Annotated in this window: 18 protein-coding genes; 9 read left to right on the plus strand and 9 right to left on the minus strand. The window is 74.2% G+C overall.

Translation table 11 applies throughout. The features are described 5' to 3' along the window. Window positions 1–3: 3 nt before the first annotated feature. The 6 genes from C892_RS0104855 to C892_RS28580 all read left to right on the plus strand — a co-directional run bounded on the left by C892_RS0104855 (window position 4) and on the right by C892_RS28580 (window position 7798). Window positions 4–5031, plus strand: a complete 5028-nt coding sequence (locus C892_RS0104855) for a DNA repair ATPase (RefSeq protein ID WP_017556301.1) — start codon at window positions 4–6, stop codon at window positions 5029–5031. 143 nt (window positions 5032–5174) lie between these two features. Continuing rightward, the gene (locus C892_RS0104860) at window positions 5175–5849 is read left to right on the plus strand and encodes a Uma2 family endonuclease (protein WP_017556302.1); all 675 of its coding nucleotides are present in this window, start codon (window positions 5175–5177) and stop codon (window positions 5847–5849) included. Beyond that, entirely contained in the window at window positions 5843–5953 is a 111-nt protein-coding gene (locus C892_RS0104865) for a hypothetical protein (protein ID WP_017556303.1), read from the plus strand. Before C892_RS0104860 ends, C892_RS0104865 begins: the two co-directional genes overlap by 7 nt. A gap of 10 nt (window positions 5954–5963) precedes the next feature. Then, window positions 5964–6752: a helix-turn-helix domain-containing protein gene (locus tag C892_RS0104870; protein ID WP_017541279.1), complete on the plus strand. Its 789-nt coding sequence runs from the start codon at window positions 5964–5966 to the stop codon at window positions 6750–6752. 63 nt (window positions 6753–6815) lie between these two features. Further along, window positions 6816–7376 (plus strand): TIGR03086 family metal-binding protein, encoded by a 561-nt coding sequence (locus tag C892_RS0104875; protein WP_017556304.1) that lies wholly within the window; start codon window positions 6816–6818, stop codon window positions 7374–7376. Window positions 7377–7432: 56 nt separating this feature from the next. Continuing rightward, window positions 7433–7798, plus strand: a complete 366-nt coding sequence (locus C892_RS28580; RefSeq protein ID WP_017556305.1) for an NADPH-dependent FMN reductase — start codon at window positions 7433–7435, stop codon at window positions 7796–7798. A 19-nt stretch (window positions 7799–7817) separates the two neighbouring features. Here the strand turns inward: C892_RS28580 and C892_RS0104885 are convergent, their stop codons facing one another. The 4 genes from C892_RS0104885 to C892_RS0104900 all read right to left on the minus strand — a co-directional run bounded on the left by C892_RS0104885 (window position 7818) and on the right by C892_RS0104900 (window position 13278). Beyond that, entirely contained in the window at window positions 7818–8687 is an 870-nt protein-coding gene (locus C892_RS0104885; RefSeq protein ID WP_017556306.1) for an arylamine N-acetyltransferase family protein, read from the minus strand. Beyond that, window positions 8656–9513 carry an MIP/aquaporin family protein gene (locus C892_RS28585; RefSeq protein WP_017556307.1) on the minus strand — a complete coding sequence of 286 codons (858 nt, stop codon included), beginning with the start codon at window positions 9511–9513 and terminating at the stop codon, window positions 8656–8658. The genes C892_RS0104885 and C892_RS28585 overlap by 32 nt, the downstream gene beginning before the upstream one ends. A gap of 213 nt (window positions 9514–9726) precedes the next feature. Then, complete coding sequence (asnB, locus tag C892_RS0104895; protein WP_017556308.1) at window positions 9727–11592, minus strand: asparagine synthase (glutamine-hydrolyzing); 1866 nt, start codon at window positions 11590–11592, stop codon at window positions 9727–9729. 45 nt (window positions 11593–11637) lie between these two features. Then, complete coding sequence (locus tag C892_RS0104900; protein ID WP_017556309.1) at window positions 11638–13278, minus strand: carboxylesterase/lipase family protein; 1641 nt, start codon at window positions 13276–13278, stop codon at window positions 11638–11640. Between the two features lie 369 nt (window positions 13279–13647). On the opposite strand from C892_RS0104900, the gene C892_RS0104905 reads away from it, so the two are divergent. The 3 genes from C892_RS0104905 to C892_RS0104915 all read left to right on the plus strand — a co-directional run bounded on the left by C892_RS0104905 (window position 13648) and on the right by C892_RS0104915 (window position 17020). After that, the gene (locus C892_RS0104905; RefSeq protein WP_017556310.1) at window positions 13648–14829 is read left to right on the plus strand and encodes a sensor histidine kinase; all 1182 of its coding nucleotides are present in this window, start codon (window positions 13648–13650) and stop codon (window positions 14827–14829) included. A gap of 167 nt (window positions 14830–14996) precedes the next feature. Further along, window positions 14997–15599 carry an NADPH-dependent FMN reductase gene (locus C892_RS0104910; RefSeq protein ID WP_017556311.1) on the plus strand — a complete coding sequence of 201 codons (603 nt, stop codon included), beginning with the start codon at window positions 14997–14999 and terminating at the stop codon, window positions 15597–15599. Window positions 15600–15787: 188 nt separating this feature from the next. Beyond that, window positions 15788–17020: a sensor histidine kinase gene (locus C892_RS0104915; protein WP_017556312.1), complete on the plus strand. Its 1233-nt coding sequence runs from the start codon at window positions 15788–15790 to the stop codon at window positions 17018–17020. Between the two features lie 3 nt (window positions 17021–17023). Here the strand turns inward: C892_RS0104915 and C892_RS0104920 are convergent, their stop codons facing one another. The 5 genes from C892_RS0104920 to C892_RS0104940 all read right to left on the minus strand — a co-directional run bounded on the left by C892_RS0104920 (window position 17024) and on the right by C892_RS0104940 (window position 23699). Beyond that, entirely contained in the window at window positions 17024–18445 is a 1422-nt protein-coding gene (locus C892_RS0104920) for a nitrosuccinate lyase (RefSeq protein ID WP_017556313.1), read from the minus strand. Then, window positions 18442–20412 (minus strand): FAD/NAD(P)-binding protein, encoded by a 1971-nt coding sequence (locus C892_RS0104925; RefSeq protein ID WP_017556314.1) that lies wholly within the window; start codon window positions 20410–20412, stop codon window positions 18442–18444. The genes C892_RS0104920 and C892_RS0104925 overlap by 4 nt, the downstream gene beginning before the upstream one ends. A 72-nt stretch (window positions 20413–20484) precedes the next feature. Beyond that, a complete protein-coding gene (locus tag C892_RS0104930; RefSeq protein ID WP_017556315.1) occupies window positions 20485–22056 on the minus strand; it encodes a class I adenylate-forming enzyme family protein in 1572 nt (523 codons plus the stop codon). A gap of 45 nt (window positions 22057–22101) precedes the next feature. Further along, on the minus strand, window positions 22102–22644 hold the full coding sequence (locus C892_RS0104935; RefSeq protein ID WP_017556316.1) for an SRPBCC family protein: 543 nt from the start codon (window positions 22642–22644) through the stop codon (window positions 22102–22104). Between the two features lie 77 nt (window positions 22645–22721). Continuing rightward, window positions 22722–23699, minus strand: a complete 978-nt coding sequence (locus C892_RS0104940; RefSeq protein WP_017556317.1) for an NADPH:quinone reductase — start codon at window positions 23697–23699, stop codon at window positions 22722–22724. Window positions 23700–23828: the final 129 nt, after the last annotated feature.

Below are 23828 nucleotides of genomic sequence, written 5' to 3' on the forward strand. Positions count from 1 at the left end.
CCGGTGACACAGGACCGCGACGACGCCGGCGCGCCCGAGGAGGGCGCGCCGGCCCCCGCCGGACTGGACCAGGGCACCTACGAGGTGCTGCGGGCCCGCCTGTCCCAGCAGGCCCGGGAGCTGGCCGAGGGCGCCGAGGAGCTGAACCGGCGGCGCCTGGAGGTCTTCGGCTCCGGTGAGCTGCGGCTGCTGGGCACCGAGCGCATCCGCACCGAGAACAACTGCGTGCCGCGGGACATCGTGTCGGTCGGCGGGCTGATGCTGTTCGGCTACAACGTCTTCATCGGCCTCAAGCCCGAGACCGGCGTGGGCGACGTGTTCAGCCTGCACTCCGTGCAGCGCGACGAGGAGGGCGGGGGCCTGGCCTTCACCGAGGCCGGCCGGGACGGGGTCCCCGGGCTGCTGGACGCCCCGGCCTTCGAGCGCGACTTCGGCGAGCTGTACCGGTACTACCGGGAGACCCGCCTGATGCAGCTGCGCCACGTGGAGGGGCGGCTGCTGGCGGTCTTCCGCACCGGGCCGCGCACCGACGACGTGCGGGTGCTGCGCTGGGACGTCTCGCCCAAGGGCGAGGTGGCCTACCGGGACGCCCGCGGCGAGCGCGACCACGTGTTCCCCGCCTCGCACGACTTCGCCTGGACCGAGACCACCCGCGACGACCACGTGCAGGGCCGCCACCCGCACATCTCCGTCGCCGGCAAGGTGTTCGTCGAGACCGTCGGCGGCGACCTGACCATCAAGGTGGAGAACAACACCGAGGTGGGCGAGGGGATCTACAGCGAGCCGGTGGACGAGCCGCTGCAGAGCCTGGCCGACGCCGAGGTGCGCTACGCCGAGGTGGGGCCGCTGATCCTGCTGCGGATCCTGCCCTACAACGAGGCCGACCACCGCTACCTGGTGTTCAACACCCGCACCAAGGAGGTGCTGCGGCTGGACGGCATCGGGCAGGCCTGCCGCCGCCTGCCCGAGGACCAGGGGATCATCTTCCCCGGCGGGTACTACCTGGCCACCGGTGCGCACAAGACCTTCGACACCGACACCGAGGAGCTGGAGTTCGAGCGGGCCGTCCGCTCCCCCAACGGCGAGGACGTGCTCTACGCCTTCCACGCCCGGCGGGAGGGCCGCACCCTGCTGCTGCCCTACAACGTCATCCGCAAGGAGGTCGCCAGCCCGATCTCCTGCCACGGGTACTCGCTCTTCGACGACGGCACCATGGTGGTGTTCCGCAACGGCTCGGACGAGCCCACGCGGGTGCACCCGCTGCAGGTGTGGCGCACGCCGTTCGTGTCCGACCTGCACGCGGCGGCCCAGCCCGCGGGCACCGGCCCGCTGGAGCGGATCGGCAACCCCGACCTGGTGCGCGGCATCTCCGACTGCCTGTCGGTGACCCGCATGGTGGAGGAGATGTCGCCCTCGGCGGCGGTCTTCGAGGCGCTGATCGCCGCCTGCCGCCGGCTGGGCGACCACTACCACTGGCTGGGCGAGGAGGAGCTGGGCGCCCCGGGCAGGGCGGTGGAGGCGGTGCGCACCACCGCCGAGCAGGTGCTGGAGGAGTTCGAGAACGTCCAGGCGCTGACCGAGCAGGCCGCCGGGGCGCTCCAGGAGGCCGAGACCGAGCTGCTCGGGCTGGTGCGCCGCTCCCGCGGGGAGACCGGGGACACCGCCGACGCCTGGGTGTCCCGCCTGGCCGAACTGCGCCGCGCCCAGGGCCGGGTGGCCGCGCTGCGGGACATGCGCCACATCGACACCGAGCGGCTGGACGCCCTCGACGGGCGCCTGGGCGAGGAGCTCGACGAGGCGGGGCGGCGCACCGTGGAGTTCCTCCAGGGCGAGGGCGCCTTCGCCGGGTACCACACCGAGGTGGACCGGCTGGCCGCCGACGCCGAGGCGATCGGCGCCGCGTCCGAGGCCGAGGAGGTCGCCGGACGGCTGGCCGCCCAGACCGAGGGCCTGGAGGTGCTCACCCAGGTGGTGGGCGCCCTGGAGGTGGGCGACGCCCAGGTGCGCACGTCCATCCTGGAGCGGGTCGGCGAGGTGCTGGCCGGGGTGAACAGGGCGCGCGCCTCCCTGGACGCCCGGCGCAAGGAGCTGCTGGAGGCCGAGGGGCGCGCCGAGTTCTCCGCCGAGTTCGCGCTGCTCGGCCAGTCGGTCACCGGCGCCCTGGCGGCGGCGGACACGCCCGAGCGGTGCGACGAGCAGCTGGGGCGGCTCATGCTCCAGCTGGAGAACCTGGAGTCGCGGTTCTCGGAGTTCGACGAGTTCCTCGACGACCTGGCCGCCAAGCGCGAGGACGTCTACGAGGCGTTCTCGGCGCGCAAGCAGGCGCTGCTGGACGAGCGCGCGCGGCGGGCCGACCGGCTGGTGGAGTCGGCCGAGCGCATCCTGTCGGGGGTGCGGCGCCGGGTGGCGTCCATGGAGTCGGTGGAGGACGTCAACACCTACTTCGCCTCCGACGCGATGGTCGCCAAGCTCCGCTCCACCTCGGAGGAGCTGCGCGCCCTGGGCGACCAGGTGCGCGCCGACGAGCTGGAGGGGCGCGTCAAGGCGGCCCGCCAGGAGGCGGGGCGGTCGCTGCAGGACCGGCTGGAGCTGTTCGAGGGCGGCGGCGAGACGCTGCGCCTGGGGCGGCACCGGTTCGCGGTCAACACCCAGCCGATCGACCTGACGCTGGTGCCGCACGAGGGCGAGATGGCGGTGACCGTCACCGGCACCGATTTCCGGCGGCCGGTGCGCGACGCCGGCTTCCAGGACACCCGGGACTTCTGGGACCAGCTGCTGCCCAGTGAGACCGCGCAGGTCTACCGGGGCGAGCACCTGGCGGCGTCGCTGCTGGCCGAGGCCGAGGAGGGCACCGGCCCGCACACCCTCCAGGAGCTGTCCGAGGCGGCGCTGCGGGAGCCGGGCGACCCCGGCGGCCCGGCGCTGGCCGACATCGTCCGCAAGGCGGCCGAGGAGCGCTACGACGAGGGCTACGAGCGCGGCGTGCACGACCACGACGCCCAGGCGATCCTGCGGGCGCTGCTGCGGCTGCGCGCGGGGGCGGGGCTGCTGCGCTACCCGGGCCGGGCGCGCGCGGCCGCCCAGCTGTTCTGGGCGTTCGGGGCCGACGAGGGCGAGCGGGAGGCCTGGCGCACCCGGGCGGTGTCGCTGGCCCGCGCGCGCTCCACCTTCGGGTTCGGGTCCTCGTCGGCGATCACGGAGCTGCGCGCGGAGCTGTCCGGGGCGCTGGCGGCTTTCCTGGCGGAGGCGGCGCTGGCGGACCTGGCCGACACGGCGGACGCCGCGGGCGAGTACCTGTTCGAGGAGCTGGGCACCGGCCGGGCCGGGTTCGGCACCAGTGCGGGGGCCCACGCGCTGCTGGAGGCGTTCCGCGGCGCGCTCGGCGGCGCCTCGTCCGCCTCCTACGAGGAGTACGCCGCCGACCTGGCCGCGCTCCAGGGCACGGCCGAGCGGCGCCAGCTCGCCTCGGCCTGGATCGGGGCCCACCTGGCCTCGTCGGGACGGCAGGAGGAGCTGGGCGCCTTCCTGGAGGAGGCGGTCGCCGCAGAGCTGTGCGGGTCGCTGCTGCCCCGGCACGACTCCTCGGCGGAGCTGTCGGCCACCGTGGAGGGGCTGCTGGGCACCCACCCGCGGCTCCCGGGGCGGCGCCTGGAGCTGCGGCTGGACGAGTTCCTGGAGCGCACCCGGCGGTTCCGGGCCGAGCGGGTGCCGGCGTTCCGGGAGTACCAGCGGCGCCGCAACGCGCTGATCGCCTCGGAGCGGCGGCGGCTGCGGATCGAGGAGTACGTCCCCAAGGTGATGAGCTCCTTCGTGCGCAACCGGCTGCTGGACGAGTCCTACCTGCCGCTGATCGGCGACAACCTGGCCAAGCAGCTGGGGGCGGCCGGCGACGGGCGGCGCACCGACCAGAGCGGGCTGCTGCTGCTCATCTCCCCGCCGGGGTACGGCAAGACCACGCTGATGGAGTACGTGGCCAGCCGGCTGGGGCTGGTGTTCGTGAAGGTGAACGGCCCGTCCCTGGGGCACGCCGTCACCTCGCTGGACCCGGACGAGGCCCCGGACGCCACCTCCCGCCAGGAGGTGGAGAAGATCAACTTCGCGCTGGAGATGGGCTCCAACGTGCTGCTGTACCTGGACGACGTCCAGCACACCGACCCGGAGCTGCTGCAGAAGTTCATCTCGCTGTGCGACGGGCAGCGCCGCATGGAGGGCGTCTGGGAGGGCCGCACCCGCACCTACGACCTGCGGGGCAAGCGCTTCGCGGTGTGCATGGCGGGCAACCCCTACACCGAGCAGGGGCAGCGGTTCCGGATCCCGGACATGCTGGCCAACCGGGCCGACGTGTACAACCTGGGCGACGTGCTCTCCGGCAAGGAGGACGTCTTCGCGCTGAGCTACATCGAGAACGCCCTGACCTCCAACCCGGTGCTCGCGCCGCTGTCCGGCCGGGACCGCGGGGACGTGGAGCTGCTGGTGCGGATGGCCCAGGGGGACGACTCGGTGCGCCCGGACCGGCTGTCCCACCCCTACTCCCGGGTGGAGCTGGACCAGATCCTGGCGGTGCTGCGGAGGCTGCTGCGGGTGCAGGAGGTGGTGCTGGCCAACAACCAGGCCTACATCGCCTCGGCGGGCCAGGCGGAGGAGTCCCGGACCGAGCCGCCGTACCGGCTGCAGGGGTCGTACCGGAACATGAACCGGCTGGCGGAGAAGATCGTCCCGGCGATGAACGAGGAGGAGCTGGAGGCCGCGATCGACGACCACTACCTGGGCGAGGCACAGACCCTGACCTCCGGGGCCGAGGCGAACCTGCTGAAGCTGGCGGAGATCCGGGGGACGATGACCGCCGAGCAGTCCGAGCGCTGGCGCGAGGTGAAGGAGGCCTACGTCCGCTCCAAGACGCTGGCCGGGGACGGCGACGACCCGATCGGCCGGGCCGTGGGCGCCGTGGGCCTGCTCGCCGACAAGGTGGGGGCGGTGGAGACCGCCATCACCAAGGCGGCCGGCCGCTTCGGCGGCCCCGAGGGGGCGTAGGGGGCGTAGGGGCCGGCGGTCGTGACCGTGGCGAGGGGCACCCCTGGGATACCGGGGTGCCCCTCGTCGTACTCCGCCTTTTCCACATGCCCCGATTCCCCGAAAGCCGTCCGCCCTCGCAGGTGCCCCCGTAGGCTCGCCCCGTGACCGATTCCGAGGGCCTCCCCTGCCCCTCCTGCGGTGAGAACACGCGCTACTGGATCGACGACCGCCTCGGCGGGCTGCCGCGGTGGATGCTGCCGCCGCGCAGAGAGGGGTGGATCGCCGACGATCTCGACGACCTGACCGACGACCCCAAGTGGACCGAACTGATCGACGGCGCGCTCGTCTTCCAGATGCACTCCGGGACGGTGTGGCATGCAGCGACGAAGGCGGATCTCAATCTGGCCCTGGGGGCGGCCGCCGACGGGGACAGGACGGTTCTGGGCGGGATGACCGTGACCCTCGACCGCTACAACCGTTTCCTCACGGACGCCGTTGTCATCGAAGGGGCGGTCGACATGGACGCCACCACGCTCGACCCGAGGACGATTCCACTGGTCGTGGAGGTATCCGAGGACGAGACCCTGCACCGGGACCGCACGGTGAAGCCACAACGGTACGCAGCCTCGGGCATCCCCTTCTACTGGCGTGTGGAACCCGGGGAGGGAGAGGCCCGGGCAGTGGTCGTGCACACCTACGAGCTGGTCGGCGCGACACGCACGTACACGCCGACGGGCGTCCACCGCGAGCGGTTGAAAGTGCGCCGCCCGTTCATGGTGGACATCGACCTGACCGACCTGCGACAAGCCGCACGGGGGAGAAGGACATCGTGGTAGCCGACCGATGCGGCGGCCAACGGAAGGAACCGGGGAGCGACCGGTCGTTCGGCGGCGAGGGCGGGATCGACGGCACGGCCGGGCTGCGCCGGGAGGACACCTAACCTTGGAGGCATGTCCTGGTACACGCCGGTGGCCGCGGCCCCCGACCTCTCCGGGGAGCTGGCCACCGCCTGGACCGCGCGGGCCGGGGGCGCGGAGCACCTGCTGGTCCCGGACGGGTGTGTGGACGTCCTCTGGTTGAGCACCGGGCGCCTCGTGGTCTGCGGCCCCGAGACCTCCGGGTGGTCGTTCTCGCTGCCGGACGGGACCGAGGCGGTCGGCGTGCGCCTGCGGCCGGGACGCGCCGCCTCCGTGCTCGGCCTGGACACGCCCGGCGCGCTCAACCTCCGGGTGGACCTGGAGGACGTCCTCGGCACGCGGGAGCGGCGGATCCTCCTGGAGCGCCTGCACGGCGCGGCCGGACGGCACGAGCGCCTGGCCCTCCTTCAGCGGATGGTCCGGGAGCGCGCCGAGGACCGTCGCGCGTTCGGGGAGCCGCGGTCGCGCTCCGCCTCCACGGCCGCCGTGGTCTCCCGGGCGCTCACCGCGGCACCGGAGACCACCGTCGCCGCCCTGGCCCGGGAGACCGCCCTGAGCGAGCGGCAGCTGCACCGCCGGTGCGTGGCGGCGTTCGGGTACGGCCCCGCCGTGCTCCGCCGGATCCTGCGGCTCCAGCGCTTCCTCCGCCTGGCGCGGCACCCGGCCGCCACCACCGACCTCGGCGTGCTCGCGGCCATGGCCGGCTATACCGACCAGTCCCACCTCAACCGCGACTCCCGGGCCCTGGCCGGAGTGCCGCCGAGCGCGCTGCTCGGCATGCACCTGACCGACGGCGTGGGGGACATGCCGGGCGTCGGGTGAGGCCCGTCGAGGACGTCCGATCCGTACAAGCGGCCTGACGGTCCTGCGCAGCAGACTGGCCCCATGAGCGAGATCTCCGAGCGCTACCGCGCGCTGGCAGCAGAGTTCACCCGCCGGGTCGAGGCCGTCTCCGACGAGCGCTGGGACGCACCCTCCCCCTGCGAGGGGTGGACGGCACGGGACGTGCTCGACCACATGCTGGACAACCACCGGAACATGCCGGCCTACGCCGGGCTGAAGCTCGACCTGCCCCGGACCGCCGCCGAGGACCCGAAGGCCGCGTGGGCCGACGCGGTCGCCGCCATGCAGGCTCTGCTGGAGGACCCGGCCCGGGCGGGCCACGAGTACGACGGCTACTTCGGCCGCACCAGCGTGGAGCGGACGGTGGACGAGTTCCTCGGCACGGACCTGCTGGTGCACGCCTGGGACATCGCCCGGGCCACCGGCCAGGACGAGGCGCTCCCCGCCGACGAGGTCCGGCGCGTCGCCGCCGACGCCCGGAACTGGGGGGAGGCGATCCGCATGGAGGGCGTCTGCGGCCCGGCGGTCCCCCTCCCGGAAGGAGCGAGCGAACAGGACCGCCTCCTCGCCTACTTCGGCCGCGACCCGCGCCCGGCCGGCTGAGGCGGCGCGCCCGGCCTCCGCCGCAGGGACGGGGCGTCGCCGGGCGCCGGACTCCGGTGGAGGCCGCCGACGCCTTCATCGTGGTCACCCCGGTCTACAACCGCGGCTACCCGGCCTCCCTGAAGAACGCCGTCGACTGGTACTTCGAGGAGTGGAGCCGCAAGCCGGTCGGCTTCGTCTCCTACGGCGGCGCGGGCGGCGGCCTGCAGGCCGTGGAGCAGCTGCGCACCGTGTTCAACGAGGTGCACGCCCACACGGTGCGCAGCGCCGTGGCGATCAGCGACTTCTGGAAGCGGTTCGACGGCGACGGCCGCCCCGCCGACCGGGGCACCGAGGGCGCCGCCAAGGAGATGCTCGACGAGCTGACCTGGTGGGCACGCGCGCTCAAGGAGGCCCGTGCCAGGTACCCCCTCGCCGCGTGACCCGCGCCCGGGCACCGGATCATTCGGGGGGCAGTGCCGCGTAGTGGCCGAGGAGAAGGCGCTCGTCCTCGGCGGTGAGCGCCGTGCCGAAGGTGCCCCGCAGCCGGCGCACCGCCTCGGGGCCGGACAGGACCTCCCGTGTACTGCTCCCGTCGGGGTACTCGGTGACCATCACCCGGTCCTTGAGCCGGTGGCGCGCCTCGGACCCCCCTCGCTGGGCGATGACCCGGCCCACGAACGGCGACGACGGCCGGGTCGAGCTGCAGTAGTGCGCCATCTCGTAGTCCACCCGGTACTGGGGCTCGACCCGGAAGGCGTACAGGTCGAACCAGTCGCCCCCCATCAGGCCCTGCAGGACGTGGTGCCCGTCGTCCGAGGCGAGCCGCCAGGTCCAGCCGTCGACCCCGCCCACCGCGCCCGACCGGAACGGCAGGGGCTCGATGAGGCCCGCGTACCCGTACCCGGGGTCGGCCAGCCAGGCCTCGCCGCCCGCCTCGACCAGCATGACGGTGTGCGACCGGAACCGGCGCCGGACGCGCTCGCCTTCACGGATGCGCGCAAGCAGCCGTGTCACGCCGAAGCCCAGGCGCTCCAGCGCCGCCGCGAACAGCAGGTTGGTCTCGTAGCAGTACCCGCCGCGGCCCCCGTGGACCAGCTTGCGCTGGATGCTCTCGATGTCGATGGAGACCGTGCGCCCCACCGCGATGTCCAGGTTCTCGAAGCAGACCGCGCCCATGTGGGCGCGGTGCAGCGCGCGCAGGGTCCGCGCGCTCGGTTCCAGCGGCCCCGCATAGCCCACCCGCTCCAGATAGGCGTGCAGGTCCAGGGCGTCCACGCCCCACTCGTCGACGGCCGCCTCAGTCGGCGCCGTCCGCTCCTTGAGGTCCATGGTCTCCTCTTCTGCTCTGCTCGTCTCCGGTTTCCTCCGGCGCGCCCGTGCGGGCGGGCGGCCGCAGCACCGCGGCCACGACGGCCGCCAGCACGGCCCCGGCGATCGGGCCGATCAGGTAGGCCGACAGGTGGTCGTACTGGCCCGACATCACCGCGGGGCCGAACTGCCGCGCGGGGTTGACCGATCCTCCGGCCAGCGGCCCGAGGAAGATGATGAAGGAGGCGATGCACGACCCCACCGCCACCGGGATGAGCCACTTCAGCCGCGGCCGCAGGAGCAGGGCGGCCACGATCGTCATGCATCCGAACTGGGCGGCGGTCTCCACCGCGAGCACCGCCGGCGTGGTCCAGCCCGGGGCCGGAGAGATCACCGCGTACCGCACGCTCTCGCTGCGCATCACCTCGCCCCACACGGGCCCGCTGGCGGCCACGCCGGCCACGGACCCGACCATCTGCGCCAGGCACATCGGCGCCACGTTCCTGCCGGGGATGACCCGCATGAGCCACAGGCCGATGCTGACCGAGGGGTTCATGTGCCCGGCGGTCCGGCGGGTCATCGAGAAATGGATGACCACCGTGTTGGCCGCCCCGAACATCAGGCCGAAGAGGATCATCGCCGGCGGTCCGGCCAGCGGTTCGCTCAGCGGCGAATCGGTGGCGAACACCCAGCGCACGGCGGACGCGGCGAAGAAGAACATCGCGGCGGTGATGAGGAACTCGAGCAGGCCCAGGCGCAGCAGCGCGAGGGCGGGCCCGCGCGGCGGCGCCCCGGTCGTCGGCCGGGGCGCGGCGGGCCCTTCCGCCCTTCTCGTGGTTCGCAGCATCGGTGCAACTCCTGACGTGGTTCCAGGGCGGAGGAGCCGGCGCCGCGAGGCGTCCGACCGCCGTACCGGAGTGGGGGTGCGGCCGTGGGCCGCCCTCTCCGCCCCGCGCACGGCCGGGAACGGCCCCCGCCGAGCGAAGCACCGCGGCGCCCGCGCGAACCAACCGCCCGCCCGGGGTCTGTCAGGTTCCCCGCCCGCCGGCCCCGCGGGCCCTCAGATCTCCAGGCGCACCCGGTACTCCTCGGCCCAGGCGTTGAACTCGACGAGCCGCTCCATCACCGCGCGCGGGCTCCACAGCCCGCCCTTGGCGGCGTACTCCTCGACGGGCCGGTCGAGCAGTGCGCGGATGCCCTCCTCCGAGGCGATGCGCAGTACGGGGGCGTCCCCGTCCTCCAGCAGGGCCTCCACCATGGAGCGCAGCCCGCGGGCGTACTCCACGTCCTGGGTGGAGGGGTAGGGGCTCTTCTTGCGCTCCAGAACCGACTCGGGCAGGACGTGCGCCGCGGCCGCCCGCAGCAGGCTCTTCTCCCGGCCGTCGAAGTTCTTCATGTCCCACGGGGTGTTGTACACGTACTCGATCAGCCGGTGGTCGGTGAAGGGCACCCGGACCTCCAGGCCGACCGCCATGCTGATCCGGTCCTTGCGGTCCAGCAGGAAGTTCTCCCAGCGGGTGATGTTCAGGTAGAGGAGCTCGCGCATGCGGGCCTCGCGCGGGTCCTCGCCCTCCAGCCGGGGAACCTCCTCCAGGGCCTCGGTGTACCGGCGCTTGGTGTACTCCTCCAGCCCGAGCCGGTCCCAGAGCCCGATGTCCTTCATCGTCTGCAGACCGCCGAGCCGGCGCCAGGCATCGAACCAGGGGAAGGTGTCGCCCTCGACCGCCTCGGCATCGTGGAACCAGTTGTAGCCGCCGAAGAGCTCGTCGGCGGTCTCCCCGGAGATCGCGACGGTGACGTGCCGCTTGAGCTCCTTGCACAGGTGGTAGAGCGAGTGCTCCATGTCCCCGGTGGAGATCGGCAGGTCCTGGGCCCGCAGGACGCGGCGGCGCACGTCGGGGTCGAGCATGTCGTCGCTTTCGAGTTCGACGACGATGTGCTCGGCCCCGCTGTGCCGGGCCACGTCCACGGCGTAGGGCGTGTCCGGGTCCATCCAGATGCCGTTGCCCTCGAACCGCTCGTCGTTGCCGGCGAAGTCGATGGAGAAGGCCTTGACCGGCTCGTCGATCCCCTTCTCGCGCTGGGCCTTGGCGGCCATGGCGGTCAGCGCGCTGGAGTCCAGCCCGCCGGAGAGCAGCGTCCCGACCTCCACGTCGGCGATGAGCTGGCGGCCGACCGCGTCCTCCAGCAGCTCGCGCACCCGGGCGACGGTGGTGTCCAGGTCGTCGGTGTGCTCACGGGCCTCCAGGCGCCAGTAGGTCCGCTCGCTCACGCCCTGGCGGGAGAAGCGCACCACGGTGCCGGGGACGACCTCGTGCATGCCCTTGAAGACCGCGTGGCCCGGGGTGTTGATGATCGCGAAGATCTCGGCCAGGCCCTCCGCGTCCACCACGGCCTCGGCCTCCGGGTGGGCGAGGATCGACTTGGCCTCGGATCCGAAGAGCACGCCGTCGGGGGTGGGGTAGTAGAACAGGGGCTTGACCCCCATCCGGTCGCGGACCAGCAGCAGCTCCTCGGTCCGCGGGTCCCAGATCGCCATGCCGTACATGCCGTTGAGGCGCTCGGCGAAGTGCTCGCCCCAGGCGAGGTAGGCGTGCAGCACCACCTCGGTGTCGCTGGAGGTGCGGAACTCGTGGCCCATACCGGCCAGCTCCTCCCGCAGCTCATGAAAGTTGTAGACCTCGCCGGTGTAGGCGATGACCGGGAGGCCGTCGTGGGCGCCCTGCCCGCTGACGCCCATCGGCTGGCGCCCGCCCTCCAGGTCGATGACGGAGAGCCGGCGGTGGCCGAGCGCGGCGCGGGGCGAGGACCACAGCCCTCCGTCGTCGGGGCCCCGGCAGACGAGCGTGTCGGTCATGGCCGCCAGGATGTCGGCGCTGTGCTCGATGTCGCGTCCGTAGGACACCCAGCCGGTGAGTCCGCACATGGTGGTGCCGTCCTTTCGTGGTCAGGGGGGAGCGGTGGTCGGGCCTCAGGGGACGGGGACCCACCCGGCCTCGTCCCAGTAGCCCAGCTGGCGCTGCTTGGGCGGGGACGCGACCCGGGCCACGTCCTCGCCGCCGAGGATCATGGCGGTGTCGGAGCCGGGCTCGAAGACCGGCCACTCCGGAGCGCCGGGGCTGGAAGGCGACCCGTCCCGCGCGAAGGAGGAGACCAGGTCGATGAAGGTGTCGGAGACGGTGCGCTCCAGAGGCCCGTCCCCGTAGTCGCCGGAGTTGCCCGGCAGCCGGTGGGTGCCGAAGAGGAACTTGGAGGTCGCCTCGTGCGGGGTCCCGCTGTTGGGCGCCTTGACCGGGTGCGCGAACTCCATGAGGTACTGGGGCGCGCCGCCCTCGCGCGCGTGCCGCTCGGCCAGGCGCAGGATCTGGTACCGGAAGAGGCCGTCGCCCCAGATCTCGGTCCACAGCGAGACCGGGTCGGCAGGCAGCCCGTCGGCGTCGGCGGCCTCGCGGTAGGCGTCCAGGCAGTCCTCGACGTCGGAGTCGGCGACCTCGACGGCCCCCTTGAGCAGGACCTCGCGGACCTTCTCCCGCAGTTCCTGCTCGTCGCCGGGCATGGGCCCGTCGTAGGGGTAGCCGGGGCCGGTGGTGAAGAAGGAGCCCTCGGTGCGCGCGTAGACCGGCATCGACGGCAGGTCGGGGGTGGGCAGCGCGTGGTCGTGGCCGGTCATCCAGTGCCCGTCCACGACCGGTCCCTGGTACTCGCGGCCGCCGCGGAAGGCGCGCTCGCCGGGCGGCCCGGAGAAGACGCCCTCCCAGGCGGCCTTGAGGCGGTCGGCCGGGACCTCGCGCAGCCCGCGGACGGTGGTGCCCAGCTCGGCGGCGATGGCGGCGTAGACGGCGGCGGACTCGTCGGGGTCCATCGAGCTGGCCGGCGTCCAGACGTGCTTGGCGCTGATCGGGACGATCCGGCGGATGCTCCGGCGCACCTCCGGCAGCAGCGCCAGCTGCCAGGTGCTGGAGCCGCCCGCGGAGGTGCCGCACAGCGTGATGTTGTCCGGGTCGCCTCCGAAGGACGGGGCGTTGCGGCGCACCCACTGCACGAGCGCCGCCTGGTCCTGCAGGCCCCAGTCGGCGCTGTGGCCGGTCTCGGGGTCGGCCAGGTCCGGGTGCAGGCCCCATCCCAGGGCGCCGAGGCGGTAGTTGAAGTTGACCACGACGACGTCGCCGCGGGCGGCCAGCCGGGCCCCGTCGTAATCGGGCTCGCTGCCGGCGCCCAGGAACCAGCCGCCGCCGTGGATGTAGACGATGACGGGCCGGCGCCCCCGGACGCCGGGGGTCCAGACGTTGGCGAACAGCGAGTCCTCGCTGCTGTCGGGCAGGTAGTCGCCCTGGAGCGAGGGGGCGCCGAACGCGGTGGCGTCCCGGACCCCCCTCCAGGGCTCGGCCGGCCGGGGCGAGGCGAAACGCAGCTCGCCCACCGGAGGCGCCGCGTAGGGGAGGCCGCGGAAGACCGACACCCCCTGGTCGCGCGTGCCTCTGACGAAGCCGCTCTCGATGGCGGTGACGGTGCGGCCCCCGGAGGCGGGGGCCGCACCGGCCGTCGCGGTGCCCGGCAGTACGGCCGCCGCGGCCGCGGCCGCGGCGGAGGTGATGAAGGTGCGGCGCATCATGCGTATCGGGCTTCCTGGATTCGGGGGAGGACGCCACGAGGGTGCCTGCCGCGGCACGCGCCGGGGGCGCCGCCGGGCCCGGCTCTGTCAGGTCGGGGCCCTCCTCCGGCCCGCGGCGCCCGCCCCGGAGGAGGGCGGGGCCGCCCGGAATTCCCGGACCGAATACCGTCCCCTCTTCCGTTATCCGATGTTCGGACCGAAGATCCGGATCGCGAAAATTCCCTGCCCCGATGATTGTGTGGCCGAATTCAATTGCCGGCCGGACTTTGCAGGGTTCACTTTGCGGTCCGTGAGCGGTTAGTTTGCTCAGGGAGGCCGGGTTCGCCCCGGGTTCCCGCACCGTGTGGGGACATCAGACGAGGGGGAACGGTGGAGCGGAGCGACACCGCTGCCCGGCTGGCGGCACGCGGCCGTGCGGCCGCAGGGGTGGACACGGGGCCGGGTGACCTGATCGCGCCCCGGCTGGCCTGGGGCATCACCGCGGTCGTCTTCACCGGCATGTGCCTGATGTCGTTCTCCATCGTCCTCGACCAGGGGCACGCCCCCTGGATCACCGCCGCGGCCGCCGCCGGCATGGCCGCGCTGTTCGCCCTGCAGATGGCGCAGTGCCGCTTCGCCGGCGACCCCGCCCATCTGCGCCCGGCCCGGGCCACCCTGGCCGTGCAGGCCGTCCTCGCCTACGCGCCGATCCCCTACTTCGACATGGCGTGGACCTCGATGCCGATCTTCTTCGCGGGCAGCGCCCCCCTCGTGCTCCCGCCGTTGTACGGCTGGTCCTGCTTCGCCGCGGTCGTCGCCGCCGACGTCGCCATCCACACCGCCTACACCTCCGACCCGACGGTCCTGGGCTATGCCGTGGCGAGCTCCACCGTCTTCGGCCTGGCCGTGTACGGCCTCTCCTACCTGCGCGTGGTCATGGAGCGGATGCGCGCGGCCCAGGAGCGCCTGGCCGGCGCCGCGGTCACCCGGGAGCGCCTGCGCTTCGCCCGCGACCTGCACGATGTGCTCGGCTACAGCCTCTCCTCGATCATCCTCAAGGCCGAGCTCGCGCACCGGATGGTCCCGACCCGCCCGGCCCAGGCCCAGCAGGAGGTCGAGGACGTCCTGGCGACCGGGCGGCAGGCGCTGTCCGACGCCCGGTCGGTCGCCCACGGGTACCGCGACCTGTCCCTGGACGACGAGTGCCGGTCGGTGCGGTCGGTGCTCACCGCGGCCGGCGTCGAACTGCGGCTCCGCGCCGACTACCGGGGCCTGCCCCCGCGGATCGGCACCGTGGTGGCCACCCTGGTCCGCGAGGGCGCCACCAACCTGCTCCGCCACAGCCGGGCCGAGACCTGCACGATCTCCCTGGTCCAGACGCGGGACCGGATCAGCGCCGAGATCGTCAACGACGGCGCGCCCGCCCCCGGGGACGGGGACGCGGACGGCCCCCGGTGCACGGGGGCGCTGGGCGACCTCGCCGACCGCGCGGGCGCCCTCGGCGGGGCGCTCACCGCCGAGTACCTCGACGGCGACCGCTTCCGGCTGGCCCTGGAACTGCCCCTGATGTGAGCGATTCACACCCGGTGAGGTGTCCGGCGCACTACACCGCGCACCGCCCGCGACCGGAGACTGGCGTCCGGTCCGGTCCGTGCGCACGTTCCGCACGCCCACGGGCGGCGCCCGCCGCCCCGGCCGCGACCGTCCCAGCACACCGTTGCGCAGACAGAGAGGACGAGATGGCTGAGACCGATCGGCTGCGGATCGCCGTGATCGTCGGGAGCACCCGCAAGGACCGGTTCTGCCCCACCCCCGCCAAGTGGATCACCGAGCAGGCCGAACAGCGCGGAGACCTCGACGTCGACATGATCGACCTGGCCGACACCGACCTGCCCTACATCCTGAACGGGGACGACGAGAACGCCCCGGTTCCCGAGCCCGTGGAGGCCCTGCGGCCCCGGCTGGCCGCGGCGGACGCGTTCATCGTGGTCACCCCGGTCTACAACCGCGGCTACCCGGCATCGCTGAAGAACGCCATCGACTGGTACTTCGACGAGTGGGGCGCCAAGGCGGTCGGGTTCGTGTCCTACGGCGGCATGGGCGGAGGCCTGCACTCGGTGGAGCAGCTCCGCCCCGTGTTCAACGAGGTCCACGCCCACACCATCCGCAACACCATCAGCTTCCAGAACTTCTGGGAGCGCTTCGACGAGCAGGGCCGCCCCACGGAGGCCGAGGCCGTCAGCGGCGCGGCGAAGGGGTTCCTGGAGCAGCTCACCTGGTGGGCCCGGGCCCTGCGCCGGGCCCGGGCCGAGAAGCCCTACACGGGCGGCGCGGACGAGTGACCGCAGGCGCGGCGGGGCCCGGCGGGGCCCGCCGCACGTCCCCCACTTCTCCGGGAAACCCTTTCCGCGTTAGTTTGATCCGGGAACCGGATTCCGGGCGTTCCCGCTCGGCGCCCATGGGACGGAAAATGGACCCCCGGTCGGCCGATCGCGCCGACCGGCCGCCGCCTGCGAGAGGGAACGATTCCGTGACGACGGGACCGGACGCGCCCACCACCGCCCCTTCCTCCGCCGCACCCTCCTCCTTCCCGCACGACGGTATGGCCCCGACCTTCGCCTGGGCCATGTCGCTCACCGCCGTGGCCGGGTTCTTCCTGAACAACCTGCAGATCACCTACGTCCACCCGTTCACCGAGCCGGCCCACCACGCCGCCGCGTTCGCGGTGCTCCTCGTCCTGCTCGTCCTGCAGCTGCTGGTGTGCGCCTGGTACGGCCGGGCGGAGCGGCGCGCCGCCTCCCGCACCGCCCTGGCCGCGCAGGCCGTCCTGGTCTTCGCCCCGCCGCCGCTCTTCCAGGAGGCCTGGATGGGCGTCTCGGGGTTCCTGGCCGGCAGCGCCCTGCTGGTCCTGGGGCCCCGTGCCGGCTGGATCGCCTTCGCCGCGACGGTGGCGGGCGTGGCCGCGGTCCACGCCTGGTACAACCCGCTCCCGGTGAGCACCCCCGCCGGGCCGCTGTTCATGTCCGTCCAGGTGGTGGTGACCGGGCTGATCGTCTACGGCCTGACCCGGTTCCGGAAGATGGTGGTCGACCTGCACGAGGCGCGCACCGCGCTCGCCGAGGCGGCCGTGGTCCGCGAGCGGCTCCGGTTCGCCCGCGACCTGCACGACCTGCTCGGCTACAGCCTCTCGGCGCTCACCCTCAAGGCCGAGCTGGCGCACCGGCTGATCCCCGTCCGTCCCGCGCAGGCCCGGGGCGAGCTCTCCGAGCTCCTGGACACCGGCCGCCAGGCCCTGAGCGACGTGCGCGCCGTCGCTCACGGCTACCGGGACCTGTCCCTGGAAGAGGAGTGCATGTCGGTGCGCTCGGTCCTGACCACCGCCGGCGTGAACGTGCGCATGGAGGTCGACCACGGCGAGCTGCCCACCCAGGTGGGGACGGTGGTCGCCACCGTGCTGCGGGAGAGCGCCACCAACCTGCTGCGCCACAGCAAGGCCGAGAACTGCGAGATCTCCATCCGCGAGGAGGGGGAGCGCGTCACGGCCACGTTCGCCAACGACGGGGTGCGCTCCGGGGAGGCCCTCCGGCCGGGGGCCTCAGGCTCCTCCGGCGGCCTGGACAACCTGGCGGACCGCGCGGCGGCCCTCGGCGGCACCCTGACCTGCGGCGTCGACCCCGACGGCCGGTTCCGGGTCACCGTGGAGCTGCCCAAGCGCCGCCCCCTCGACGCCGACGGCGCGGGCCGGGTGGACGCGGCCGCCTGAGGCTCAGGACCCGCGCCCGCCGCCGAGCGCCCGCACCGCCAGGTCCTCGGCGGCGCCCGTGTAGCCCGCCGGGTCGCACAGCTCCTCCAGCTCCTTCTCCGACGGCGCCCCCGGCTCACCGGAGAGGGCGGCGTGCAGCACCCCGGCCAGCGGCGCGCCCGTGCGCACCGACTCCGCCGAGCACCGGTCGAGCAGGTCCCGGGCGCGGGGGCGCCCCAGGGCCGGTGCCAGCACCGCCACCAGCCGTTCGCCGGTCACCGCGCCCGCGATCATCCCGAGGTTGTCCGCCATCCGCTGGGGACGCGCCTGCAGCCCCCCGGCCAGCTCGGCCAGGGTGAAGCACGCGCCGCCGGTCACCCGCAGGCACTCGCGCAGCAGCTGCCACTCGGCGTGCCAGGTGCCGCCCGAGCGCTCGTCGTCCACGCCCAGGCACTGGGTCAGGGCGCCCGCCATGGCCGGCACCTGCAGGGCGGCGCTGCGCACCATCGTCGCCAGCACCGGGTTGCGCTTGTGCGGCATGGCCGAAGAGGCGCCGCGCCCGGGCGGCCCCGGCTCGGCCACCTCGCCGATCTCGGTGCGCGAGAGGGTGAGCACGTCGACCGCGATCTTGCCCAGCGCCCCGGCGGTGAAGCCGAGCACCGAGGCCAGGTCGGCGACCGGGGTGCGCAGCGCGTGCCAGGGCAGGCGCTGGGGCGCCAGCCCGGTCTCGGCGGCGAAGGCCGTGTTCAGGCGGTCGGCGTAGTCCCCGGCACCGCCGGTGCCGTCGGCGCCGCCGTCCTGGTCGGCGTAGGCGAGGTACCCGGCCAGGGTCCCCGCGGCCCCGCCGACGGACACCGGCAGGCCGCCGTCCAGCAGCCACTCCACCCGGGCCAGCGCGTCCACCACCAGCGAGCGCCACCCGGCCGCCTTCAGGCCGAAGGTGGTCGGCACCGCCTGGAGCGCCAGGGTGCGCCCGGGCATCGGGGTGGAGGTGTGCGGCCGCGCCAGGCGGGCCAGCGCGGCGGCGGCCTCGCGCAGGTCGCCGCGCATCTCCTCCAGCGCGCGGCGGGCCACCAGCATGGCCGCGGTGTCGAAGACGTCCTGGCTGGTGGAGCCGCGGTGCACGTACTCGGCGGCGCCGGGGTCGCGCTCGGCGACCGCCCCGGTGAAGGCGCGCACCAGCGTCACCACCGGGTTGGCGTGCTCCCGCGCGGCCACCGCCACCGCCCGCAGGTCCAGCCCGTGGTCCCGGGCGGCGGCGGTGATGGACCGGGCGGCCGGGGCGGGCAGCGTCCCCAGCCCGGCCTGGGCGCGGGCCAGCGCCGCCTCGGCGTCGAGCATCGCCTGCAGCCACGCCTCGTCGCCGACCAGCGCCTCGACCGGGGTCCCGGCCCGGACCGGGGACAGCAGCCCCGTGTCCAGGCCGGGGGCGGGGGCGGTGCTCACACCACCACCCCCGTCAGGTCGGTGTCGGCGGCCTCGGGCCGCACCTCGGCCGGCACGTGCGCCGCGGGCGGCAGCCCGAGCACGGTGCGGGCGATGGCGTCGGAGTCGCCGAGGGTGACCGAGTCGACGCCGGGGCGGGTGCCGGCGGCGGTGACCCAGTGCACCGACTCGGTGGGCACCCCGTAGGCGAACCGGCGCGGGTGCGCCCGGCCGCGGCCGTCGAGGACCCGGTAGGGCCGGTCGGTGACGGCCAGCCCCCCGGTCGCGTGGTCGCCCTCGGAGCCGCGGACGGTGTAGGGGGCGACCTGGCCGCTGTTCAGCAGGTGCTCCATCAGCGGGTCGTCGGCGCGGCGCAGGTCGGGCTCGGGCAGCCGGGCCTCGATCAGCACCGTCGAGCGCACCGGCGGCCCGGGGACCTGCTCGGAGGAGGCGGCGAAGGCCGGCGGGGCGGTCTCGAAGCGCACCTGGGTGCCCGGGCCCAGCACGTCGGCGACCCCGGCCTCCACGAGCGCGGCCAGCTCCCGGATGCGGGAGGCGGGCGGGCCGATGGACAGGTAGGCGTTGAGCGGGGTGTACCAGCCCTCCAGGTCGTCGCGGTGGGAGCGGCCGTCCAGGCCGCCGTGGTCGACCGCGAGCCGGATCTCGTTGCGCAGGTCGCGCAGCACGTCCAGGGCGGCCTTGAGGGGGCCGCGCAGGTTGCCGGCCTCGGCCTCGCGCACGTCGCGGTGCAGGTGGTCGAGCAGCCAGGCGCGGAAGTCGTCGCGGTCGGCGAACTCCCGTCCGGCGCAGGGCCGGGCGAGCCGCTCCCAGCTCCACCGGTCCTCAGGGGCGATGCGGTACTCCTCCAGGAGCGCGTCCAGCTCCTCGGGCTCGGCCTTGAGATAGCGCCCCACCAGCATCTCCCGCTCCGCGCCGCGGCCCCGGGCCTCCAGCAGCGCGCCGTAGTAGACGCTCTCCACCTCGCGGGCGATCAGCGGCCACAGGTCGGTGGAGAACTGCAGGCCGCCGGGGGCCTGGGCGCGCATGCCCTCGACCAGGCCGGCGGTGAGCAGGCGCGGGAAGTAGCGCCCGGTGGCGCCCTTCTCGTTGCGGCCGCGCGCCTGGTAGGGCACGCCGCGGCGGGAGAAGGCGAAGATCCGGGGCTCGCGCCCGGAGGGCCGGTAGACCAGGCGGCCGTCCTGTTCCTCGTAGCGGCCGCCGCGCCCCTCGGTCAGCAGCGCCATGTAGTCGAAGAAGTTCAGCCCCAGGCCGCGCACCAGCACGGGCGCGCCGGCCGGAAGCGCGTCCAGGTCGACGTCGGCGGGGTTGGTGGGGGTGATGTAGGTGAGGTGGTGGATCCGGGCCAGGCTGGCGGTACGGGCCTGCTGGGGGGTGAGCCGGGACGGCACGTGCCCCTGGGCCAGGACGACCGCGTCCAGCGCGTTCAGGCGGGTGCCGTCGGCCAGCCGCACCCCCTGCGGGCCGCCCGGCACACCGTGCACGTCGGCCATGGCCACCGCCCGCGAGCGGTGCACGCGCACCCGCACGTGGGCGGGGGCGCCCGCGGTGATGCGGGTGAAGCAGGCGTGCAGATAGCGGCCGTAGAAGGCGCGGCTCGGGTAGGAGTCGGGGCCCAGCCGCCGGGCCTCCTGCAGGTCCTCGGGGTCGGCGGGGCCTCCGGCCTCCGCCGGCTTCCGGGCCCACTCGTACAGGCTCGGCCCGGGCTCGACGGGGCCGCCGATGCGGACGCTGTCGTCGGTGAAGACGGTGATCTGCGAGGCGACCGTGTTCATCAGCAGCAGCCGGGACTGGTCCGGGCGCCACACCCCGCCGGCGCCCGGCGGGTGGGGGTCGACCATGTGCACGGTCACGGACCGGGCGGAGGGGGCGTGCCGCTCGTTGGCGCACAGCCGCTCCAGCACCGACAGCCCGCGCGGGCCGGCGCCGACGACGGCGACCTCGAACCCGCGGCGCGTGTCGTGGGACATCGCGTGGTTCCTCCGTTCGCGAAGAGAGGGGGGCGCGGCGGACGGGGTCGGGGCCCGCCGCGCCGGCCGGGGTCAGGCGCCGTCACCGCCGGGTGCCAGCCGCGCGGCCAGCTCCAGGCGCTTGATCTTGGTGGTGGCGGTCTGCGGCAGGTCCTCCAGCCGCCACTGCACCGGGGGCGCCAGCGGCGGCAGGCCCTGCACCGCCTTCTTCCACGCCACGTCGTCCAGCGGGACGTCGTCGCGGGTGGCCACGACCGGCACCGGCTCGCCCTGCTCGGAGGGGACGATGACCACCTCGACCAGCTCGGGCATCCGGGTGAACAGGCGGTCCTCGATCTCCAGCGTGCTCTCGATGCCGGGGATCTCGTCCACCTCGCGGTCGAGCAGGTGCAGGCAGCCCCACTTGGTGCGGTAGCCCAGATCGCCCATCCGCCACCAGGAGCCGTCGGCCTGCTTGGTCCAGCGGTGGTGCTCGCCGAGGTAGGTGACGATCCGGCCGTCGCTGCTGACCTCGATGAACCCGGGGTTGGACTTGGTCACCGGGCGGCCGTCGCGGCTGACCACCCGCACCCCGGTCATGCCGGGGAAGGGGCGGCCCACGCAGCGCCCGTCGAAGTCGGCGCCCTTGGCGCGGGAGTAGGTGCGCGCGGCGATCGGCCCGACCTCGCTCTGCCCGTAGGCCTGGGCGAACAGCGCACCGGGGCGCCGCGAGGCCGCCAGCATGCGCTGCACGGTGCGGGGGTGGATGGCGTCGAAGGTGCTGCTGAAGTACTTGACGCGGGCCAGCGGGGCGCGCTCGTCGTCGGCCAGCACCTCCCAGCGCAGGAAGGTGTTGGGGTGGGCCTCGATGAAGCCCGGCGGCACCTGGGCGAAGGTGTCGGCGACCGATTCGGGCTCGTCGTCGCGCAGGACGATCAGCGGGTGGCCCTGCAGGATCGCGATGGGCATCGCGGTGTACATCCGCGAGTGCACGAACGAGACGTGGACGGCGACCGGCTCGCTGCGGCGCAGCGCAGCGCCGACCACGGTTGCCTGGGGGCGGTAGCGCGCCTGGAAGGTGCGGCCGGTGTGCACGGCCAGCTTGGGCACGCCGGTGGTGCCGGAGGTGTGGGTGATCAGGGTCGGGTGGTCGGGGGGCATGGTGACCGGGCGCACCCGCGGGGCTCCGGCCAGGCCGGCCAGGGCCGTGGCCCGCTCGTGCTCGCCGGAGGCCAGCACCACCTTCTCGCTGAGGTCGAAGACCTCGGCGGGCAGCTCGGTGTCGAGCTTGGCGCGGTCGGTGAGCAGGTAGGGGCGGTTCACCCGGCGCAGCAGCTCGGCCACGGTGGCGCCGTCGAGCTTGGGCGAGAGCATCACCGGGATCGCGCCGATCCGCGCGGTGGCGCAGGCCAGCAGGGAGATGTCGAAGCCGTCGGTCTTGTGCACGACGACGTGGTCGCCGGGCCGCACCCGCAGGGACCACAGCCGGGAGGCGGCGTCGTCCACCACGTCGGCGAGTTCGGTGAGGGTGAGTCGGCGCCCCCGCTCGGGGGCGATGTCCAGGTCGTGGTCGAGGATGACCGGGCTCGCCGGGTGCCGGGCCGCCGCCCGGTCGAACAGGGTGCCCAGCCGGATGCCCTTGTTGCCGATTCTCTGGAGGAGCATGGGTCCGTCCTGAAGGTCGTGTGCGTACCGTGGCCCCGGGGAGGCTCAGCCGGCCTCGACCACGCGCTTGATGCGGGCGAGGGTGGCGTCGAGGTCCCCGGCGAGCTTGGCGGTCCACTCCTCGATGAACCGCTTGCGCGCCTCTTCGTCGAGGTCGGCGACGATCTTGTGGATTCCGGCGGTGGCCTTGCCCATCCGGAAGTGGTGGACCAGCGTGCAGGCGCCGCCGTCGGCGGGCTCGGTGTCGAATCCCCAGACGCTCTCCTGGTCCTCTTGGGCGTGGGAGAGCATCATCCAGCGGAAGGTGCGCCCGGGCTCGGCGGCGACCACCCGCGCCTCGGTGTGCCAGGTGCCGCGCACCAGCGGGGCCCAGCCGACGACGTCGTCGGCGCGCAGGTTCTCCCCGCGGAAGACCGAGCCGACCTGCGCCGGCGGCCCGATCCACTCCCCGCCCTGGCACTCGGGGCTCCACTCGCCGCTGCGCGGCAGGTCGCTGACGACGGAGTAGACCTCCTCGGGCGAGGCCTCGATGCGGATCCGGGCGTTCAGTTCGAACAGGGGCGTGCTGTCCACGATCGAAGTGCTCATGGCGGCGATCCTGGCCGCGGCCCGGGCGCCGCGGCCACGCCGCTCGGGCGGATAGGTCAAGTCCCGGCGGCGCGGCCTCAGCGCACCCGGAGCACGTAGCGCACCCCGTGCGCCCGCCCCTCCTCCAGGTCGCGGTGGGCGCGGGCGGCCTGGTCCAGGGGGAGCACCCGGCAGCGGCGCGGCCGCAGGACGCCGGCCCGGGCCAGCCGCCCCACGTGCCGCGCGGCCTCGGCCAGCTCGGGGGTGGTGGCCTGGGAGATGGCGAAGCCGGTGACGGTGCGGTCGAGCAGGTACAGCGAGCCGGCCGGCAGCGTGGGGCGGGTGCCCATGCCGGCCAGCACCACCATCCGGCCGCGGTGGGCGAGCAGCGGCAGCGCCCGCTCCACGTCGTTGCGGCCGGCGGCGTCGATGTACAGGTCGGCGCCGCCCGGACAGGCGGCGGCGATCCGCTCGGCGGCGTCGGGGGCGCGGTAGTCCACCACCTCGTGCGCGCCCTGCCCCCGGCAGTACTCGGCGTCGCGGGCGCCGGCCACCGCCACCACCCGGGCGCCGGCGTGCGCGGCCATGGCCACCAGCGCGCTTCCCACGTTGCCGCCGGCGCCGACCACGACCAGGGTCTCGCCGGGCCGCAGCCGCCCGTGGACGAACAGGGCCAGGTGGGCGGTGGCCGCGGGGTGGGCCAGGGCGACGGCCTCGACGGGGTCGGCGCCCTCGGGCAGCGGGTAGAGCCGGTCGGCCGGGACCGCGGCCCGTTCGGCGCAGGCGCCCTGGCGGCCGGCGTAGCCCATGCTCAGGCTCCACACCCGGGTGCCGGGGGTGAAGGAGGGGGCGCCGGGGCCGGCGCGGACCACGGTGCCGACCAGGTCGCGGCCGACGACGAAGGGGAAGGGCACCGGGGTCCGCCAGGCCCCCGAGCGCACGAAGGTGTCGACATGGTTGACGGCGGTGTACTCCACGTCCACCAGCACGTCGCTGGGGCCGGGCTCGGGGTCGGGCAGCTCGCCGCTGCGGATGGTCTCACTGGGTCCCAGGTCCTCGATGTAAGCGGAGCGCATGGCAAAGGATTGTGTCCTTGCCCGGCCTGCCATGGCAGGAGCCGTGGCAGGCGTTTGTCAGCTCCCGCCCATGACCCCCTCATAGGGGCGCCGGTGACGGCGGACCGGGGGCGCGATGAATTCGGGCAA

The organism is Nocardiopsis baichengensis YIM 90130 (assembly GCF_000341205.1).
GTDB classification, from domain to species: domain Bacteria; phylum Actinomycetota; class Actinomycetes; order Streptosporangiales; family Streptosporangiaceae; genus Nocardiopsis_A; species Nocardiopsis_A halophila.

Coding starts and splice junctions, on each gene's coding strand:
- C892_RS0104930 (WP_017556315.1), bottom strand. CDS start 22,056: ATGCTCCTCCAGAGAATCGGCAACAAGGGCATCCGGCTGGGCACCCTG.
- C892_RS0104875 (WP_017556304.1), top strand. CDS start 6,816: ATGAGCGAGATCTCCGAGCGCTACCGCGCGCTGGCAGCAGAGTTCACC.
- C892_RS0104885 (WP_017556306.1), bottom strand. CDS start 8,687: ATGGACCTCAAGGAGCGGACGGCGCCGACTGAGGCGGCCGTCGACGAG.
- C892_RS0104925 (WP_017556314.1), bottom strand. CDS start 20,412: ATGTCCCACGACACGCGCCGCGGGTTCGAGGTCGCCGTCGTCGGCGCC.
- C892_RS0104900 (WP_017556309.1), bottom strand. CDS start 13,278: ATGATGCGCCGCACCTTCATCACCTCCGCCGCGGCCGCGGCCGCGGCG.
- C892_RS0104935 (WP_017556316.1), bottom strand. CDS start 22,644: ATGAGCACTTCGATCGTGGACAGCACGCCCCTGTTCGAACTGAACGCC.
- C892_RS0104940 (WP_017556317.1), bottom strand. CDS start 23,699: ATGCGCTCCGCTTACATCGAGGACCTGGGACCCAGTGAGACCATCCGC.
- C892_RS0104870 (WP_017541279.1), top strand. CDS start 5,964: ATGTCCTGGTACACGCCGGTGGCCGCGGCCCCCGACCTCTCCGGGGAG.
- asnB (WP_017556308.1), bottom strand. CDS start 11,592: ATGTGCGGACTCACCGGCTGGGTGTCCTACGGACGCGACATCGAGCAC.
- C892_RS0104910 (WP_017556311.1), top strand. CDS start 14,997: ATGGCTGAGACCGATCGGCTGCGGATCGCCGTGATCGTCGGGAGCACC.
- C892_RS28585 (WP_017556307.1), bottom strand. CDS start 9,513: ATGCTGCGAACCACGAGAAGGGCGGAAGGGCCCGCCGCGCCCCGGCCG.